The sequence below is a fragment of the Paenirhizobium cremeum genome, assembly GCF_022884085.1.
Lineage (GTDB): Bacteria > Pseudomonadota > Alphaproteobacteria > Rhizobiales > Rhizobiaceae > Allorhizobium > Allorhizobium cremeum.
The window spans coordinates 1-18,624 of the sequence record NZ_JAGGCS010000026.1; the positions used below are offsets into that span (position 1 = coordinate 1).

At 59.8% G+C, this 18,624-nt stretch carries 14 protein-coding genes and 1 tRNA gene; 14 read left to right on the plus strand and 1 reads right to left on the minus strand.

Annotated elements, in window-relative coordinates; translation table 11 throughout:
- Positions 1–256 precede the first annotated feature (256 nt).
- The 11 genes from J5N58_RS25380 (at position 257) to J5N58_RS25430 (ending at position 14,586) form a co-directional block, all read left to right on the plus strand.
- A complete protein-coding gene (locus J5N58_RS25380; RefSeq protein ID WP_113467550.1) occupies positions 257–748 on the plus strand; it encodes a GNAT family N-acetyltransferase in 492 nt (163 codons plus the stop codon).
- 197 nt (positions 749–945) lie between these two features.
- Positions 946–1,021 (plus strand) — tRNA-Trp (locus tag J5N58_RS25385).
- Positions 1,022–1,213: 192 nt separating this feature from the next.
- The gene (gene secE, locus J5N58_RS25390; protein WP_112831869.1) at positions 1,214–1,414 is read left to right on the plus strand and encodes a preprotein translocase subunit SecE; all 201 of its coding nucleotides are present in this window, start codon (positions 1,214–1,216) and stop codon (positions 1,412–1,414) included.
- An 18-nt stretch (positions 1,415–1,432) separates the two neighbouring features.
- Positions 1,433–1,963: a transcription termination/antitermination protein NusG gene (gene nusG / locus J5N58_RS25395; RefSeq protein ID WP_112831868.1), complete on the plus strand. Its 531-nt coding sequence runs from the start codon at positions 1,433–1,435 to the stop codon at positions 1,961–1,963.
- A 146-nt stretch (positions 1,964–2,109) separates the two neighbouring features.
- Positions 2,110–2,541 (plus strand): 50S ribosomal protein L11, encoded by a 432-nt coding sequence (gene rplK / locus J5N58_RS25400; protein ID WP_112831867.1) that lies wholly within the window; start codon positions 2,110–2,112, stop codon positions 2,539–2,541.
- Between the two features lie 2 nt (positions 2,542–2,543).
- Positions 2,544–3,239 carry a 50S ribosomal protein L1 gene (rplA, locus tag J5N58_RS25405; RefSeq protein ID WP_112831866.1) on the plus strand — a complete coding sequence of 232 codons (696 nt, stop codon included), beginning with the start codon at positions 2,544–2,546 and terminating at the stop codon, positions 3,237–3,239.
- A 348-nt stretch (positions 3,240–3,587) separates the two neighbouring features.
- Positions 3,588–4,106 carry a 50S ribosomal protein L10 gene (gene rplJ / locus J5N58_RS25410; RefSeq protein WP_112831865.1) on the plus strand — a complete coding sequence of 173 codons (519 nt, stop codon included), beginning with the start codon at positions 3,588–3,590 and terminating at the stop codon, positions 4,104–4,106.
- 61 nt (positions 4,107–4,167) lie between these two features.
- Complete coding sequence (rplL, locus tag J5N58_RS25415) at positions 4,168–4,548, plus strand: 50S ribosomal protein L7/L12 (RefSeq protein WP_112831864.1); 381 nt, start codon at positions 4,168–4,170, stop codon at positions 4,546–4,548.
- A 260-nt stretch (positions 4,549–4,808) separates the two neighbouring features.
- Positions 4,809–8,945, plus strand: coding sequence for a DNA-directed RNA polymerase subunit beta (gene rpoB, locus J5N58_RS25420; RefSeq protein WP_113444311.1), 4,137 nt, complete (start codon positions 4,809–4,811; stop codon positions 8,943–8,945).
- Between the two features lie 189 nt (positions 8,946–9,134).
- The gene (rpoC, locus tag J5N58_RS25425) at positions 9,135–13,349 is read left to right on the plus strand and encodes a DNA-directed RNA polymerase subunit beta' (RefSeq protein ID WP_112831862.1); all 4,215 of its coding nucleotides are present in this window, start codon (positions 9,135–9,137) and stop codon (positions 13,347–13,349) included.
- Between the two features lie 181 nt (positions 13,350–13,530).
- Entirely contained in the window at positions 13,531–14,586 is a 1,056-nt protein-coding gene (locus J5N58_RS25430) for a cytochrome-c peroxidase (RefSeq protein ID WP_244714224.1), read from the plus strand.
- Between the two features lie 72 nt (positions 14,587–14,658).
- Here J5N58_RS25430 and J5N58_RS25435 read toward each other — a convergent pair whose 3' ends face one another.
- Complete coding sequence (locus J5N58_RS25435) at positions 14,659–14,952, minus strand: transcriptional regulator (protein ID WP_112831860.1); 294 nt, start codon at positions 14,950–14,952, stop codon at positions 14,659–14,661.
- 503 nt (positions 14,953–15,455) lie between these two features.
- Between J5N58_RS25435 and rpsL the strand changes: the two genes are divergently transcribed.
- The 3 genes from rpsL to fusA all read left to right on the plus strand — a co-directional run bounded on the left by rpsL (position 15,456) and on the right by fusA (position 18,510).
- Entirely contained in the window at positions 15,456–15,827 is a 372-nt protein-coding gene (gene rpsL, locus J5N58_RS25440; protein WP_003507760.1) for a 30S ribosomal protein S12, read from the plus strand.
- An 81-nt stretch (positions 15,828–15,908) separates the two neighbouring features.
- Entirely contained in the window at positions 15,909–16,379 is a 471-nt protein-coding gene (gene rpsG, locus J5N58_RS25445) for a 30S ribosomal protein S7 (protein WP_112831859.1), read from the plus strand.
- A 31-nt stretch (positions 16,380–16,410) separates the two neighbouring features.
- Positions 16,411–18,510, plus strand: coding sequence for an elongation factor G (fusA, locus tag J5N58_RS25450; protein WP_112831858.1), 2,100 nt, complete (start codon positions 16,411–16,413; stop codon positions 18,508–18,510).
- Positions 18,511–18,624: the final 114 nt, after the last annotated feature.

Genomic DNA, 18,624 nt, shown 5'->3' on the forward strand with positions numbered 1-18,624 from the left:
ATCCGCGAAGGCGGCCGCACCGTCGGCGCCGGCATCGTCGCCTCCATCATCGAGTGATGATGGACGGGGGCGATGGCGTAAGCTGCCGACGGCACTAGAAATGTTCAAATGGCGCGCAAGCGCGATTTGAACGTCGGCGCCGGCATCGTCGCCTCCATCATCGAGTAATTGCTGTCCTTCACGGGATTGCAGGAAACCCCGCTGGAAACAGCGGGGTTTTTCGTTTGAGGGTAGATTGAGAGGGGCGAGGTGAACTATGAGCGAAGTGGTAATCAGCCGATTTTCGGAAGGGGACGTGCAGGGCGTGGTCGATGTCATTCTGCCGATCCAGCGTGAGGAGTTCGGCATTCCGATCACCGCCGCCGATCAGCCTGACCTGCGCGATATTCCCGGCTTCTATCAGGTCGGAAGCGGCGATTTCTGGGTCGCCAAGGTCGCGGGCACCGTGGTTGGTACGATTGGCCTCAAGGACATTGGCGAGGGGCAGGCGGCGCTTCGCAAGATGTTCGTCGGCGAGGCATGGCGCGGCCGGGAGTTCGGCGTGGCGGCGGCGCTGCTGAAGGGGCTGCTCGCCGAGGCGACGGCCAGAGGCATCAGAGAGGTCTATCTGGGGACGACGGCGAAGTTTCTCGCGGCGCACCGCTTCTACGAAAAGAACGGGTTCGTCGAGGTCGGCGCCGATACCCTGCCGGACCGTTTTCCACGCATGGCCGTGGATACCAAATTCTACAGGATTACGTTGACTTAGGCTATTGCGCCTGAACTCCGCCTCCTGCATCGGTGGAAAGGGCGTGGCGGTCGGCCTCCGGAAACGGCGCGTGACGAAAATTCGCTGCAGGCGATTGGGAAAAAACAAAAACCTGCTTGCCATTCTCGTCGAGGCACCTTAAAGAGCGCCAAGCTCGCAAGCGGCGGTGCGGAATCGCAGCTTGTGGGGAACGGCTTAGGGGTATAGCTCAGTTGGTAGAGCGGCGGTCTCCAAAACCGCAGGTCGGGGGTTCGAGCCCCTCTGCCCCTGCCATGTCCGGTTCGGCGCTAGCATTTCAGCGACGATAGCCACCAAGGCTCCGGGCGGGTATTGGCCAAAATGTCGCTAAAGGTCGAATTCCCTCTTGTTAAATTGGGAATCGGCCTTTATGTAGGGTTCAAACAGACACGCGGTGCGTGGGGCTGATTAGTTCGGCTTTACGCGCCGTAAATGCGTGGGCATTAAATGGCATCCAAGGCAAATCCATTCGCGTTTCTGCAGCAGGTGCGCTCCGAGACGTCTAAGGTGACGTGGCCGTCGCGCCGCGAAACCATGATTTCGACCGCTATGGTTCTGGCCATGGTCGTTTTTGCCTCGCTGTTTTTCTTTGCTGCCGACCAGTTGATCGGTTGGCTGCTCAGACTCGTTCTGAGCCTCGGCAATTAATTTAGGGCGGAGACGAACATGGCGGCGCGTTGGTATATCGTCCACGCTTATTCCAATTTTGAAAAGAAGGTGGCGGAATCCATCGAGGAGAAGGCTAGGCAGAAGGGTCTTGAGCATCTCTTTGAAAAGATCCTGGTTCCGACCGAGAAGGTGGTTGAAGTTCGCCGTGGTCGCAAGGTGGACAGCGAGCGCAAGTTCTTCCCCGGCTATGTGCTGGTGCGGGCGAACCTGACGGACGAAGCCTACCATCTGATCAAGAATACTCCGAAGGTGACGGGTTTCCTCGGTTCTGACAATAAGCCGGTTCCGATTCCGGATTATGAAGCCGAGCGCATTCTTGGCCAGGTCCAGGAAGGTGTCGAGCGGCCCAAGTCGTCCGTCTCCTTCGAGATAGGCGAACAGGTCCGCGTTTCCGACGGTCCTTTTGCCTCGTTCAACGGCATTGTTCAGGATGTCGACGAAGAGCGGTCGCGTCTCAAGGTCGAGGTTTCGATCTTTGGTCGTGCGACCCCCGTCGAGCTGGAATACGGTCAGGTCGAAAAGGTCTGATCGAAAGAAGGGAGGTAACTCCCCGATCCGCGTGGGAGGATGGCGGCCTGAAGCCGGGTCGTCCAGACGTACCACGCAACCGCAGCCGCCGGCATTGCCGGCATAGGTGGGCCGGGTAACCGGTCCGAGTAGAAAGGCAGAGAGAAATGGCTAAGAAAGTTGCAGGCCAGCTCAAGCTGCAGGTCAAGGCAGGATCGGCTAACCCGTCCCCGCCGATTGGTCCTGCGCTCGGTCAGCGTGGCATTAACATCATGGAATTCTGCAAGGCGTTCAATGCCGCCACGCAGGAAATGGAAAAGGGTATGCCGATCCCGGTCGTCATCACCTATTACCAGGACAAGTCCTTCACCTTCGCAATGAAGCAGCCGCCGGTTACCTACTGGCTGAAGAAGGAAGCAAAGATCACCTCCGGCTCCAAGACGCCGGGCAAGGGTGCGAAGGTCGGTACCATCACCAAGGCTCAGGTCCGTGCGATCGCCGAAGGCAAGATGAAGGACCTGAACGCTGCCGACATCGAAGGCGCAATGGCAATGGTCGAGGGCTCTGCCCGCTCCATGGGCCTGGAAGTGGTAGGTTGATCATGGCTAAGCTCGCAAAGCGCATTCAGAAGATCCGCGAAGGCGTTGATCCGACCAAGCTCGTTGCCCTGACCGACGCCATCGTCATGGTCAAGGAACGCGCCGTCGCCAAGTTCGACGAAACCATCGAAATCGCCATGAACCTCGGCGTCGATCCGCGCCACGCCGACCAGATGGTCCGTGGCGTTGTCAATCTGCCGAACGGCACCGGCCGTGACGTTCGCGTCGCCGTTTTCGCCCGCGGCGCCAAGGCTGACGAAGCCAAGGCCGCCGGTGCGGATATCGTTGGCGCCGAAGACCTGGTTGAAATCGTTCAGGGCGGCAAGATCGACTTCGATCGCTGCATCGCCACCCCGGACATGATGCCGCTCGTCGGTCGTCTCGGTAAGGTTCTCGGCCCGCGCGGCATGATGCCGAACCCGAAGGTCGGCACGGTCACCATGGACGTAACGGGCGCCGTCAAGGCATCCAAGGGCGGCGCCGTCGAGTTCCGCGTCGAAAAGGCCGGTATCATTCATGCCGGTATCGGCAAGGCTTCCTTCGACGCCAAGGCGCTCGAAGAAAACATCAAGGCCTTCGCTGACGCGGTCATCAAGGCGAAGCCGGCTGGCGCCAAGGGTAACTACGTCAAGCGCGTGGCTATCTCCTCGACCATGGGTCCGGGCGTCAAGATCGATCCGGCCACGGTTACGGCCTGATTTTTCTCCGGAGTCCCTCGGGATTCCGGACTTAAAGAATTCCCGGTCCTTCGGGGCCGGGAGTATCCGGGGAAACCCGGATTTCCTGTCCGAGATTGCTGGTGGCTTCGGCCTTAATATATGCCGGCATGAGACGGGTAAGACCCGAGATTTTTCTAAGGCGCGTCAGGCGCCGCTGAAGTGTCGGTTCGAGCCTAGTGTGCCTTGTGCCTGGAGCCTTCGGGTGACAGTGCGAGGGGACAGGATCCTCAAGCGTCGCTTGGGATCTGACGAGTTTGGATCCCTTGAGGCAAAAGGCAAACCCGATGGGGCCTGCAGGATTGCGGTCCCGTCAACTGGAGACAGACAGTGGAAAGAGCGGAAAAGCGCGAATTCGTCACGGAGCTGAACGAAGTCTTCAAGGCTTCCGGTTCGGTTGTCGTGGCCCACTATGCTGGTGTCACGGTTGCGCAGATGAACGATTTTCGTTCGAAGATGCGCGCTGCTGGCGGCACCGTCAAAGTCGCGAAGAACCGCCTGGCCAAAATCGCTCTTCAGGGCACGGAGTCGGAAGGGATGAGCAATCTCTTCAAGGGACAGACGCTGATTGCATTCAGCAATGACCCGATCACGGCTCCCAAGGTCGTCATGGAATTCGCCAAGACCAACGACAAGCTCGTTGTCCTCGGCGGTGCCATGGGTTCGACCACGCTGAACGCTGAAGGCGTCAAGTCGCTTGCGACCCTGCCTTCGCTGGACGAACTGCGTGCAAAGCTGCTGGGTATGATTCAGACCCCGGCTACCCGCATTGCAGGCGTTGTCCAGGCTCCGGCCGGTCAGCTGGCTCGCGTTTTCGCGGCCTATGCCAAGAAGGACGAAGCCGCTTAAGGCGGTTTTTCGCTGTTCATAACCAAACCAGTTCGAACCGAACACAAAAGGAACTAGTAAAATGGCTGATCTCGCAAAGATCGTAGAAGACCTCTCTGCTCTCACCGTGCTGGAAGCTGCTGAGCTTTCCAAGCTGCTCGAAGAAAAGTGGGGCGTTTCGGCTGCTGCTCCGGTAGCTGTTGCTGCCGTTGCTGCCGGCGGCGGTGCTGCTGCTGCTGCTGAAGAAGAAAAGACCGAGTTCGACGTTATCCTCGTTGACGCTGGCGCCAACAAGATCAACGTCATCAAGGAAGTCCGCGGCATCACCGGCCTCGGCCTCAAGGAAGCCAAGGACCTGGTCGAAGGCGCTCCGAAGGCTGTCAAGGAAGGCGTATCCAAGGGCGAAGCTGCTGACCTCAAGAAGAAGCTTGAGGAAGCCGGCGCCAAGGTCGACGTCAAGTAATATCGGAAATGGCGGTTGGGAGAGGGCGGTTTCGCTCTCTCCCCTGCTGCTTGTTCCTCTGAAACTATTACCCAAAAGCCGGTAAAACGGCTTTTGGGTAATGGGTTCTTCAAGAGGATGGTCTCCCCCGAACTCTCCGGCAATCCGGCCGCAGTTTTCGGAACGCGAGACGAGATTGAACAATCCATTGATTGACGGAGCCGCCTGGCCAGCGCGTTCCGTCCGTTGCAGGCCCGGTTGCAAATTGACAAGGAGCGACGATGGCTCAGACCCTTTCGTTTAATGGTCGCAGGCGCGTACGCAAGTTTTTCGGAAAAATCCCTGAAGTCGCCGAGATGCCGAACCTGATCGAGGTTCAGAAGGCGTCTTATGATCAGTTCCTCATGGTCGACGAGCCGCAGGGCGGCCGGCCCGACGAGGGACTGCAAGCCGTTTTCAAGTCCGTATTCCCGATTACCGACTTTTCGGGCGCCTCCATGCTCGAATTCGTCTCTTACGAATTCGAACCGCCGAAGTTCGACGTTGACGAGTGCCGTCAGCGCGACCTGACCTATGCTGCGCCGCTGAAGGTGACCCTGCGCCTGATCGTGTTTGATATCGACGAGGATACCGGCGCCCGTTCGATCAAGGACATCAAGGAACAGTCGGTCTACATGGGCGACATGCCGCTGATGACCAACAACGGTACCTTCATCGTCAACGGTACCGAACGCGTCATCGTGTCCCAGATGCACCGCTCTCCGGGCGTGTTCTTCGACCACGACAAGGGCAAGAGCCATTCCTCGGGCAAGCTGCTGTTTGCCGCCCGCGTCATTCCGTATCGCGGTTCCTGGCTCGACATCGAATTCGACGCCAAGGACATCGTTCACGCCCGTATCGACCGTCGCCGCAAGATCCCCGTGACCTCGCTGCTGATGGCGCTTGGCATGGACGGCGAGGAAATCCTCTCGACCTTCTATACCAAGTCGACCTATGTCCGCGACGGCAAGGGCTGGCGCATTCCCTTCCAGCCGGAAACGCTAAAGGGCGCCAAGACCATTTCCGAAATGGTTGACGCCGACACCGGCGAAGTCGTGGTCGAGGCCGGCAAGAAGCTGACCCCGCGCCTGCTGCGCCAGTTGACTGACAAGGGCCTGAAGGCCTTGAAGGCCACCGACGACGACCTCTATGGCAACTATCTCGCCGAGGACATGGTCAACATGTCGACCGGTGAGATCTACATGGAAGCCGGTGACGAAATCGACGAGAAGAGCCTGCCGGTTCTGCTCGATGCGGGCTTCGATGAAATTCCGGTTCTCGGCATCGACCACATCAATGTCGGCGCCTACATCCGCAACACGCTGGCTGCGGACAAGAACGAGAACCGCCAGGACGCGCTGTTCGACATCTACCGCGTCATGCGTCCGGGCGAGCCGCCGACCATGGAATCCGCGGAAGCCATGTTCAACTCGCTGTTCTTCGACGCGGAGCGTTACGACCTTTCGGCCGTCGGCCGCGTCAAGATGAACATGCGTCTCGACCTCAGCGTCGAGGACACGGTTCGCATCCTGCGCAAGGAAGACATCCTGGCCGTGGTCAAGATGCTGGTCGAGTTGCGCGACGGCAAGGGCGAGATCGACGACATCGACAACCTCGGCAACCGTCGTGTCCGTTCCGTCGGCGAACTGATGGAAAACCAATATCGCCTCGGCCTGCTGCGCATGGAGCGCGCGATCAAGGAACGCATGTCCTCGATCGAGATCGACACCGTCATGCCGCAGGACCTGATCAACGCCAAGCCGGCTGCCGCCGCAGTCCGCGAGTTCTTCGGTTCCTCGCAGCTGTCGCAGTTCATGGACCAGGTGAACCCGCTCTCGGAAATCACCCACAAGCGCCGTCTTTCGGCTCTTGGCCCGGGCGGTCTGACCCGCGAGCGCGCCGGCTTCGAAGTCCGCGACGTTCACCCGACCCATTACGGCCGTATTTGCCCGATCGAGACGCCTGAGGGACCGAACATCGGTCTTATCAACTCGCTCGCCACCTTCGCCCGCGTCAACAAGTACGGCTTCATCGAAAGCCCGTACCGCAAGATCGTGGACGGCAAGGTAACGACGGACGTTGTCTATCTTTCGGCCATGGAAGAAGCGAAGTACTACGTCGCGCAGGCCAACTCCGAGCTCACCTCCGACGGCCAGTTCGTCGAAGAGTTCGTCGTTTGCCGTCATGCCGGCGAAGTTATGCTTGCCCCGCGTGACAACATCAACCTGATGGACGTTTCGCCGAAGCAGCTCGTCTCGGTCGCGGCCGCTCTCATTCCGTTCCTGGAAAACGACGACGCCAACCGCGCTCTCATGGGCTCGAACATGCAGCGTCAGGCCGTGCCGCTCCTGCGGGCGGAAGCTCCGTTCGTCGGCACCGGCATGGAACCGATCGTCGCGCGCGATTCCGGTGCAGCCATCGCGGCCCGCCGCGGCGGTGTGGTCGACCAGATCGATGCGACCCGTATCGTTATCCGTGCCACGGAGGATCTCGATCCCTCGAAGTCCGGCGTCGACATCTATCGTCTGATGAAGTTCCAGCGTTCGAACCAGAACACCTGCGTCAACCAGCGTCCGCTGGTGTCCGTCGGTGACGTCATCAACAAGGGTGACATCATCGCCGACGGTCCGTCGACCGATCTGGGCGACCTGGCGCTCGGCCGCAACGCGCTCGTCGCGTTCATGCCGTGGAACGGCTACAACTACGAAGACTCGATCCTGCTCTCCGAGCGCATCGTAGCCGACGACGTGTTCACCTCCATTCACATCGAGGAATTCGAAGTGATGGCCCGTGACACCAAGCTTGGTCCGGAAGAAATCACCCGCGATATTCCGAACGTTTCGGAAGAAGCGCTGAAGAATCTCGACGAAGCCGGCATCGTCTACATCGGTGCGGAAGTTCAGCCGGGCGACATTCTCGTCGGCAAGATCACGCCGAAGGGCGAAAGCCCGATGACGCCGGAAGAAAAGCTTCTGCGTGCCATCTTCGGCGAAAAGGCGTCCGACGTGCGCGACACGTCCATGCGCATGCCGCCGGGCACCTTCGGTACGGTCGTGGAAGTCCGCGTGTTCAACCGCCATGGCGTCGAAAAGGACGAACGTGCGATGGCGATCGAGCGCGAGGAAATCGAGCGTCTCGCCAAGGACCGTGACGACGAACAGGCGATCCTCGACCGTAACGTCTACGGCCGCCTGCTCGACATGCTGCGCGGTCAGGTATCGGTTGCCGGTCCGAAGGGCTTCAAGAAGGGCGTCGAGCTTTCGAACGCCGTCGTTTCGGAATATCCGCGCTCGCAGTGGTGGATGTTCGCCGTCGAGGACGAAAAGGTCCAGGGCGAGATCGAAGCGCTTCGCAGCCAGTACGACGAATCCAAGTCGCGCCTCGAACAGCGCTTCATGGACAAGGTCGAGAAGGTCCAGCGCGGTGACGAAATGCCTCCGGGCGTGATGAAGATGGTCAAGGTCTTCATCGCCGTTAAGCGCAAGATCCAGCCGGGCGACAAGATGGCCGGCCGTCACGGCAACAAGGGTGTGGTTTCGCGCATCCTGCCGATCGAGGACATGCCGTTCCTCGAGGACGGTACCCATGTCGACGTGGTACTGAACCCGCTCGGCGTGCCGTCGCGCATGAACGTCGGCCAGATCCTCGAGACGCACCTTGCTTGGGCTTGCGCCGGCATGGGCAAGCGCATCGGCCAGATGCTCGAGGAGTACAAGCAGACGAACGACATCACCGAGCTCAAGAAGGAGCTGACGGAAGTCTATGCGAGCCAGGCGAAGGACGAGGTCTCCTTGTTCGACGACGAGTCGCTGGTCCGTCTTGCCGAGCAGTCGAAGCGCGGTGTTTCGATTGCGACGCCGGTCTTCGACGGTGCGCATGAGCCCGACGTCGCGTCCATGCTGACGCGCGCCGGCCTGCATTCGTCGGGTCAGTCGGTGCTGTACGATGGTCGTACCGGCGAACCCTTCGACCGCAAGGTGACCGTGGGCTACATGTACATGATCAAGCTCAACCACCTGGTCGACGACAAGATCCACGCCCGTTCGATCGGTCCTTACTCGCTCGTTACCCAGCAGCCGCTGGGCGGCAAGGCGCAGTTCGGCGGCCAGCGCTTCGGGGAAATGGAAGTCTGGGCACTGGAAGCCTACGGCGCCGCCTACACCCTGCAGGAAATGCTGACGGTGAAGTCGGACGACGTGGCCGGCCGCACCAAGGTCTACGAAGCGATCGTCCGTGGCGACGATACCTTCGAGGCCGGCATTCCGGAGAGCTTCAACGTTCTCGTCAAGGAAATGCGGTCGCTGGGTCTCAGCGTCGAGCTTGAGAACTCCAAGGTCGAGAACTCGCCCGAGGCCAGCCTGCCCGACGCGGCGGAGTGACGTTTTGACAAGGCGTGCGCTGTCACGAGGCAGCGCACGTATCCCGCCCCGGCAGGATTGTCTTTCGGCCAGGGCAGGGAGTTTCGCCGCATTTCGCGGTTATTGTCATTCTAAGGCCTGATGCGGTGGCCCGGGAATTCGCCGCTTTCAGTGCCAAGCAAGGGCATATCGCCCGTTAAGGAGATAGGCATGAACCAAGAGGTCATGAACCTTTTCAACCCGCAGGTGCCGGCACAGCACTTCGATTCCATCCGGATCTCGATCGCGAGCCCGGAAAAGATCCTGTCTTGGTCCTATGGCGAGATCAAGAAGCCCGAGACCATTAACTACCGCACGTTCAAGCCCGAGCGTGACGGCCTGTTCTGCGCGCGCATCTTCGGACCGATCAAGGACTACGAGTGCCTGTGCGGCAAGTACAAGCGCATGAAGTACAAGGGCATCATCTGCGAAAAGTGCGGCGTCGAAGTCACGCTGTCGCGCGTTCGCCGCGAGCGCATGGGCCACATCGAGCTTGCAGCGCCCGTTGCCCACATCTGGTTCCTGAAGTCGCTTCCCTCGCGCATCTCGACGCTGCTCGACATGACGCTGAAGGATGTCGAGCGCGTTCTCTATTTCGAGAACTACATCGTGACCGAGCCGGGCCTGACCTCGCTCAAGGAAAACCAGCTTCTCAGCGAAGAAGAATACATGATGGCCGTCGACGAGTTCGGCGAAGACCAGTTCACCGCCATGATCGGTGCTGAAGCCATCTATGAAATGCTCGCTTCGATGAACCTCGAGAAGATCGCCGGCGATCTGCGCTCCGAGCTTGCCGACACGACGTCGGATCTCAAGCAGAAGAAGCTGATGAAGCGCCTGAAGATCGTCGAGAACTTCATGGAATCCGGCAACCGTCCGGAATGGATGATTATGAAGGTCGTCCCGGTCATCCCGCCGGACCTGCGTCCGCTGGTTCCGCTCGATGGCGGCCGTTTCGCGACGTCGGACCTGAACGATCTCTATCGCCGCGTCATCAACCGTAACAACCGTCTGAAGCGCCTGATCGAACTGCGCGCTCCGGGCATCATCATCCGCAACGAAAAGCGCATGCTGCAGGAATCTGTGGACGCGCTCTTCGACAACGGCCGCCGTGGCCGCGTCATCACCGGCGCCAACAAGCGTCCGCTGAAGTCGCTGTCCGACATGCTCAAGGGCAAGCAGGGCCGCTTCCGCCAGAACCTGCTCGGCAAGCGCGTCGACTATTCCGGCCGTTCGGTCATCGTGACCGGTCCGGAGCTGAAGCTGCACCAGTGCGGCCTGCCGAAGAAGATGGCGCTCGAACTGTTCAAGCCGTTCATCTATGCCCGCCTCGACGCCAAGGGTTATTCCTCGACCGTCAAGCAGGCCAAGAAGCTGGTCGAAAAGGAAAAGCCGGAAGTCTGGGATATCCTCGACGAGGTCATCCGCGAGCATCCGGTTCTCCTGAACCGCGCGCCGACGCTGCACCGCCTGGGCATCCAGGCCTTCGAACCGACCCTGGTCGAAGGCAAGGCCATCCAGCTGCATCCGCTCGTCTGCACGGCCTTCAACGCCGACTTCGACGGCGACCAGATGGCCGTTCACGTGCCGCTGTCGCTCGAGGCCCAGCTTGAAGCCCGCGTGCTGATGATGTCGACGAACAACATCCTGCATCCGGCAAACGGTGCACCGATCATCGTTCCGTCGCAGGACATGGTTCTCGGCCTCTACTATCTGTCGATCATGAACCAGAACGAGCCGGGCGAGGGCATGGCCTTCTCCGACATGGGCGAACTGCACCATGCTCTGGAAAACAAGGTCGTCACGCTGCACGCCAAGATCAAGGGCCGCTTCAAGACCGTGGACGCCGAAGGCAACCCGGTTTCGAAGATCTACGACACCACTCCGGGTCGTCTGATTATCGGTGAGCTGCTGCCGAAGAATGTCAACGTTCCCTTCGACATCTGCAATCAGGAAATGACCAAGAAGAACATCTCCAAGATGATCGACACGGTCTATCGTCATTGCGGCCAGAAGGACACGGTCATCTTCTGCGACCGCATCATGCAGCTCGGTTTCGCTCACGCCTGCCGCGCCGGCATTTCGTTCGGCAAGGACGACATGGTCATTCCGGACACCAAGGTTAAGATCGTCGGCGATACCGAAGCCCTGGTGAAGGAATACGAACAGCAGTACAACGACGGCCTGATCACCCAGGGCGAGAAGTACAACAAGGTCGTTGACGCCTGGGGCAAGGCAACCGAAAAGGTCGCTGAAGAAATGATGGCCCGCATTAAGGCCGTCGAATTCGATCCGGAAACGGGTCGCCAGAAGCCGATGAACTCGATCTACATGATGTCCCACTCGGGTGCCCGTGGTTCTCCGAACCAGATGCGCCAGCTGGGCGGCATGCGTGGCCTCATGGCCAAGCCGTCGGGTGAAATCATCGAGACGCCGATCATCTCGAACTTCAAGGAAGGCCTGACCGTGAACGAGTACTTCAACTCGACTCACGGCGCCCGTAAGGGTCTGGCAGATACCGCCCTGAAGACTGCGAACTCGGGTTACCTGACCCGTCGTCTCGTCGACGTGGCCCAGGACTGCATCGTCAACTCGCCGGATTGCGGCACCGACAAGGGCCTCACCATGACGGCGATCGTCGATGCCGGTCAGGTCGTGGCGTCGCTTGGCGCCCGCATCCTCGGCCGCACCGCGCTCGACAACATCGACAACCCGATTACCGGCGAACGCATTGTCGATGCTGGCCGGATGATCGTCGAGGCCGATGTCGCCGAGATCGAGAAGGCTGGTATCCAGTCGGTTCGTATCCGTTCGGCACTGACCTGCGAAATCCAGACGGGCGTCTGCTCGGTCTGCTACGGCCGCGACCTGGCCCGTGGTACGCCGGTTAACATGGGCGAAGCCGTAGGCGTTATCGCCGCGCAGTCGATCGGTGAACCGGGCACGCAGCTCACCATGCGTACCTTCCACCTTGGCGGTACCGCCAACGTGGTCGACCAGTCGTTCCTTGAAGCATCGTACGAAGGTACGATCGCGATCAAGAACCGCAACCTGTTGCGCAATTCCGAGGGCAATCTCATTGCCATGGGCCGCAACATGGCGATCACCATCCTGGACGAACGCGGTGTCGAGCGCTCGTCGCAGCGTGTCGCCTACGGTTCGAAGGTCTTCGTGGACGACGGCGACAAGGTTCGTCGCGGTCAGCGTCTCGCAGAGTGGGATGCCTACACCCGTCCGATGATGACGGAAGTCGAGGGTATCGTGCACTTCGAGGATGTCGTCGACGGTCTCTCCGTTTCGGAAGCGACCGACGAGTCGACCGGTATCACCAAGCGTCAGGTCATCGACTGGCGTTCGACCCCGCGTGGTTCGGACCTCAAGCCGGCCATCGTCATCAAGGATGCCGCTGGCAATGTGCTGAAGCTTGCCCGTGGCGGCGAAGCCCGGTTCCAGCTCTCGGTCGACGCGATCCTGTCGGTCGAACCCGGCCAGAAGGTCTCCCAGGGTGACGTTCTGGCCCGTTCGCCGCTCGAAAGCGCCAAGACCAAGGACATCACCGGTGGTCTGCCACGCGTTGCCGAACTGTTCGAGGCTCGCCGTCCGAAGGATCACGCCATCATCGCAGAGATCGATGGTACGATCCGCCTCGGCCGTGACTACAAGAACAAGCGTCGTGTCATCATCGAGCCGGCGGAAGACGGTGTCGAGCCTGTCGAGTACCTGATCCCGAAGGGCAAGCCCTTCCACCTTCAGGACGGCGACTATATCGAAAAGGGTGATTACATCCTCGACGGTAACCCGGCTCCGCACGACATCCTGGCGATCAAGGGCGTCGAGGCACTCGCCTCGTACCTGGTCAACGAAATCCAGGAAGTCTACCGACTGCAGGGTGTTGTCATCAACGACAAGCACATCGAGGTGATCGTTCGCCAGATGCTGCAGAAGGTCGAGATCACCGAGTCCGGCGACAGCCAGTACATCGTGGGCGACAATGTCGACCGCATCGAACTGGACGAGGTCAACGAGCGCCTGATCGAGGAAGGCAAGAAGCCGGCTTACGGCGAGCCCGTTCTCCTCGGCATCACGAAGGCCTCGCTGCAGACCCCGTCGTTCATTTCGGCTGCATCCTTCCAGGAAACCACCAAGGTTCTCACGGAAGCTGCGATCGCCGGCAAGACCGACACGCTGCAGGGCCTGAAGGAAAACGTCATTGTCGGCCGTCTGATCCCGGCCGGTACGGGCGGCACCATGACCCAGATCCGCCGCATCGCGACGGCTCGCGACGACCTCATTCTCGAGGAACGCCGCAAGGGTACGGGTGCGGATATCGCCACTCCGATGCTGCAGGATCTCGCTTCGGCCGAGAACGCTCCGGCTGCGGAATAAGGCAATACGGGCGGTGCGATTTTGTCGCACCGCGCAGTTGACGATTGAAAGGCGTCCGGGCCCTCCGGACGCCTTTTTTCATTGCACCCCATATCTGCCGGATCTAAGCATTGATCGAGCGCAAAGCTGCGATTTAGAATTATTCTAATATGTTCTCCGTTCACAACGAACGGAGGCGATGATGAAAAAGCTACTGACTTCGGTCGCAGTATTGCTTCTTGCAACCTCGGCATTTTCCGCCGATCCCGTCCCGGCGGATCTCAGGGAAACGGCGCTTGCGACTTTCAAACCCTTGCCGTCCACCACGCCGGCGGTGGCCAATAATGCGATAACGCCCGAGAAGATCGCACTCGGCAAGGCGCTGTTCTTCGACCCGCGCATGTCGGCGTCGGGCGTCTTCTCGTGCAATTCCTGCCATAACCTTGCGACAGGCGGCGACGATAATCTGGAGACGTCAATCGGCCACGGTTGGCAGAAGGGACCACGCAACGCGCCGACCGCGCTCAACGCCGTCTTCAATATCGCGCAGTTCTGGGACGGCCGCGCCGAAGACCTGAAGGCGCAGGCCAAGGGGCCGGTACAGGCCGGCGTCGAAATGGCGAATACGCCGGGCCAGGTCGTGGCGACGCTGAAATCGATGCCGCAATATGTCGCGTGGTTCAAGGCGGCCTTCCCCGGAGAGGAGGACCCTGTGACCTTCGACAATTTTGCCAAGGCGATCGAGGCCTTCGAAGCGACATTGATTACGCCGGCACCCTTTGACGCCTGGCTGAACGGGGACGACGGCGCCATCAGTACCGAGCAGAAACAGGGTCTGGCGCTCTTCATGGACAAGGGGTGCTCGTCCTGCCATTCGGGCATCAATGTCGGCGGGGAGGGCTATTTCCCCTTCGGCCTGATCGAAAAGCCCGGTGCGGACGTGCTGCCCGAAAATGACAAGGGCCGCTTCGCCGTCACCAATACGGCTGACGATTCCTATGTCTTTCGCGCGGCGCCGCTGCGCAACGTCGCCCTGACTGCGCCCTATTTCCATTCCGGCAAGGTCTGGAACCTCAGGCAGGCGGTCGCCGTCATGGGCACTGCGCAATTGGGTGAGGAATTGAACGACGAGGAAGTCACCCTGATCGTTGCCTTCCTCGACTCGTTGACCGGCAAGATGCCGGAAGTCGCCTATCCGGTGCTGCCGGCGGAAACGGATACCACGCCGAAGCCGAGCGGCGAGGTGGTCAGGAAATAGGCGGAAGCTCAGTACAAAAAGAGGAGGGCCGCCGGCTCCCGGCAGCCCTCCTTGTCTTGTTGCCGGATGGAATTAGTTGAAGCGGATGATTGCCACTTCGCCCTCGAGCGCGCCCTGATAGGCGGAGGCATGGGGCTCTTCGTCTGGCGGCGCGGTCACCATGCCGATCTGGTCGAGATCGGCTTCGAGGAAACCTTCTTCCGCCAGCGCGTTGAGAGCGGCGCGCACTGCGGAATCATCGTCGGCCGCCGTCAGCATGATATGCAGGTCGATGCCTTCGCCGCCTTCGGTTTCATAGGCCTTGGCGATGATGATGAACACCATCGGATCGTCGAAATTGTTGTCGTTATCGGGCGTGGTGATCATGGTGTCGGTCTTTTCCGGCCTGGTTGATTCCCTCGGATTCGAATCGAGGGGAAGGAGAGGGGGCGCGCCGTACGGCTTTGGCCAATATCTAGGGTGTTTCAGGCGATTGCCCAAGCCAATTTATTGCAGGCGGTCCGTTTTTGGTGCAGAAGAGGACCCGGCCGGCCGCCAGGGCCCGCGATCCGGCATTAATTTGCGATAAAGACTTGACGGAACCGGGTGAAAACAGTAGTACGCCCGCCATCGGAGCCTATGTGAGGTTAGGCTTTTCGGAACGTCTCGTTCTGAAGTTCGCCTCAAACAGGGTCCTTTTCGCACGTTGACGTACACAAATGCTGCACGCAAGACGCGCTTGACGTGCGTCCTCTGCCTTTTGTGGTCCATCCGCGAAAAGCGGGTCGGGCCACATTTTGCGCATGACGAAAATTGTGCGATCGCTGCCGGCAACGGCTAAACAGGGTCCGCGAGGGCTTGAGAGACAAGATTTTGCAAGGGATGGGTATATGCCTACCGTAAACCAGCTTATCCGCAAGCCGCGTCAGGCACAGGTAAAGCGCAACAAGGTTCCTGCTCTGCAGGAAAATCCGCAGAAGCGCGGCGTTTGCACCCGCGTCTACACCACGACCCCGAAGAAGCCGAACTCGGCTCTGCGTAAGGTCGCCAAGATCCGCCTGACCAATGGCTTCGAAGTCATCGGCTACATCCCGGGCGAAGGTCACAACCTGCAGGAACACTCCGTCGTCATGATCCGTGGCGGCCGTGTAAAGGACTTGCCGGGTGTGCGTTACCACATCATCCGCGGCGTTCTCGATACCCAGGGTGTCAAGAACCGCAAGCAGCGCCGTTCGAAGTACGGTGCAAAGCGTCCGAAGTAATTCGGATTTTTGATTTTTTTCCGGCGCTGCGCGAGGTTCTCCGCGTGATAAAGCGTCCTAACTGTTGAGAGACAAACCAGTATGTCCCGTCGCCATAGTGCAGAGAAGCGTGAGATCAACCCGGATCCGAAGTTCGGCGATCTCGTTGTCACCAAGTTCATGAACGCCATCATGCTTCACGGCAAGAAGTCCGTGGCTGAAAGCATCGTTTACGGTGCGTTTGATGCCGTTCAGGGCAAGCTGAAGCAGGAGCCGCTCGGCGTGTTCCATCAGGCGCTCGATAACATCGCGCCGCACGTCGAAGTTCGTTCCCGCCGCGTCGGTGGTGCAACCTATCAGGTTCCGGTTGACGTACGTCCGGAGCGTCGCCAGGCTCTTGCAATCCGTTGGCTGATTGCTGCCGCCCGCAAGCGCAACGAGACCACCATGATCGATCGCCTCTGCGGCGAACTCATGGATGCCGCCAACAACCGTGGCTCCGCCGTCAAGAAGCGTGAAGACACGCACAAGATGGCCGACGCGAACCGCGCCTTCTCGCATTACCGCTGGTAATCCAACGATCGAATATTGAAAGGCAGTCCGTATGGCTCGCGAATATAAAATCGAAGACTACCGCAATTTCGGCATCATGGCCCACATCGATGCCGGCAAGACCACGACCACCGAGCGTATCCTTTACTACACCGGTAAGTCTCACAAGATCGGCGAAGTGCACGACGGCGCTGCTACCATGGACTGGATGGAGCAGGAGCAGGAACGCGGCATCACCATCACGTCCGCTGCCACCACGACCTTCTGGAAGGGTCGCGACGGCAAGACCCGCCGCTTCAACATCATCGACACCCCCGGCCACGTTGACTTCACCATCGAAGTCGAGCGTTCGCTGCGCGTGCTCGACGGTGCGATTGCTCTGCTCGACGCCAACGCCGGCGTTGAGCCGCAGACGGAAACCGTCTGGCGTCAGGCCGAGAAGTATCATGTTCCGCGCATGATCTTCTGCAACAAGATGGACAAGACCGGTGCGGACTTCTACCGCTCCGTCGAGATGATTAAGACCCGCCTCGGCGCCACCGCCGTCGTCATGCAGCTGCCGATCGGCGCTGAAAGCGACTTCAAGGGCGTTGTCGACCTGATCGAGATGAACGCACTGATCTGGCGCGACGAGTCTCTCGGCGCCCAGTGGGATGTCGTCGAGATCCCGGCTGACCTGAAGGAAAAGGCTGAAGAATATCGCGAAAAGCTGATCGAGACGGTTGTCGAGATCGACGAAGAAGCGATGGAAGCCTATCTGAACGGCGACATGCCTGACAACGACAAGATCCGCGAACTCGTTCGTCGCGGCACGATCGACGTCAAGTTCCACCCGATGTTCTGCGGTACCGCCTTCAAGAACAAGGGCGTTCAGCCGCTGCTCGACGCCGTCGTCGACTATCTGCCGTCGCCGCTCGACATTCCGGCGATCAAGGGCATCGACGCCAAGACGGAAGCCGAAATCGAGCGTCACGCTGACGACAACGAGCCGCTTTCCATGCTCGCGTTCAAGATCATGAACGACCCCTTCGTCGGTTCGCTGACCTTCGCCCGCATCTACTCGGGCAAGCTCGAAAAGGGCGCTTCGGTCATGAACACGGTCAAGGACAAGCGCGAGCGCGTCGGCCGCATGCTGCAGATGCACTCCAACAGTCGTGAAGACATCGAAGAAGCCTTCGCAGGCGACATCGTTGCTCTCGCCGGCCTCAAGGAAACCACGACGGGTGACACGCTCTGCGATCCGCTGAAGCCGGTTATCCTCGAGCGCATGGAATTCCCGGAACCGGTTATCCAGATCGCGATCGAACCGAAGTCCAAGGGCGACCAGGAAAAGATGGGCCTCGCGCTCAACCGCCTGGCGGCCGAAGACCCGTCCTTCCGCGTCAAGACTGACCAGGAATCCGGCCAGACCATCATTGCTGGCATGGGCGAACTTCACCTCGACATCATCGTCGACCGCATGCGTCGCGAGTTCAAGGTTGAAGCCAACGTCGGTGCTCCGCAGGTTGCCTACCGCGAAACCATCACGCGCCAGACGGAAAAGGACTACACCCACAAGAAGCAGTCGGGTGGTACCGGTCAGTTCGCTCGCGTCAAGATCATCTTCGAACCGAACCCGGAAGGCGACGACTTCAAGTTCGAATCGAAGATCGTCGGCGGTGCCGTTCCGAAGGAATACATCCCGGGCGTTCAGAAGGGTATCGAAAGCGTCCTGTCTTCGGGTCCGCTGGCTGGCTTCCCGATGCTCGGCGTCAAGGCGACGCTGGTTGACGGTGCCTTCCACGATGTTGACTCGTCGGTTCTGGCCTTCGAAATCGCTTCCCGCGCATGCTTCCGTGAAGCTGCCCGCGAAGCCGGTGCCCAGCTCCTCGAGCCGATGATGAAGGTCGAAGTCGTCACGCCGGAAGACTATGTCGGTGACGTGATCGGCGACCTCAACTCCCGCCGTGGTCAGATCCAGGGTCAGGAAAGCCGCGGCATCGCCGTGGTCATCAACGCCCACGTGCCGCTGGCGAACATGTTCAAGTACGTCGATAACCTGCGCTCGATGTCGCAGGGGCGCGCCCAGTACTCGATGGTGTTCGACCACTATGCGCCTGTGCCGTCCAACGTGGCCCAGGAAATCCAGGCGAAGTATTCCGGTCAGAAGTGACCGGAATACGTTAGGACCTCGCAATAACAACGGAATTCTTCCCTCAAGGGAAAACAGGAAAACGGAGAGCCGAAAATGGCAAAGAGTAAGTTTGAGCGCACGAAGCCGCACGTT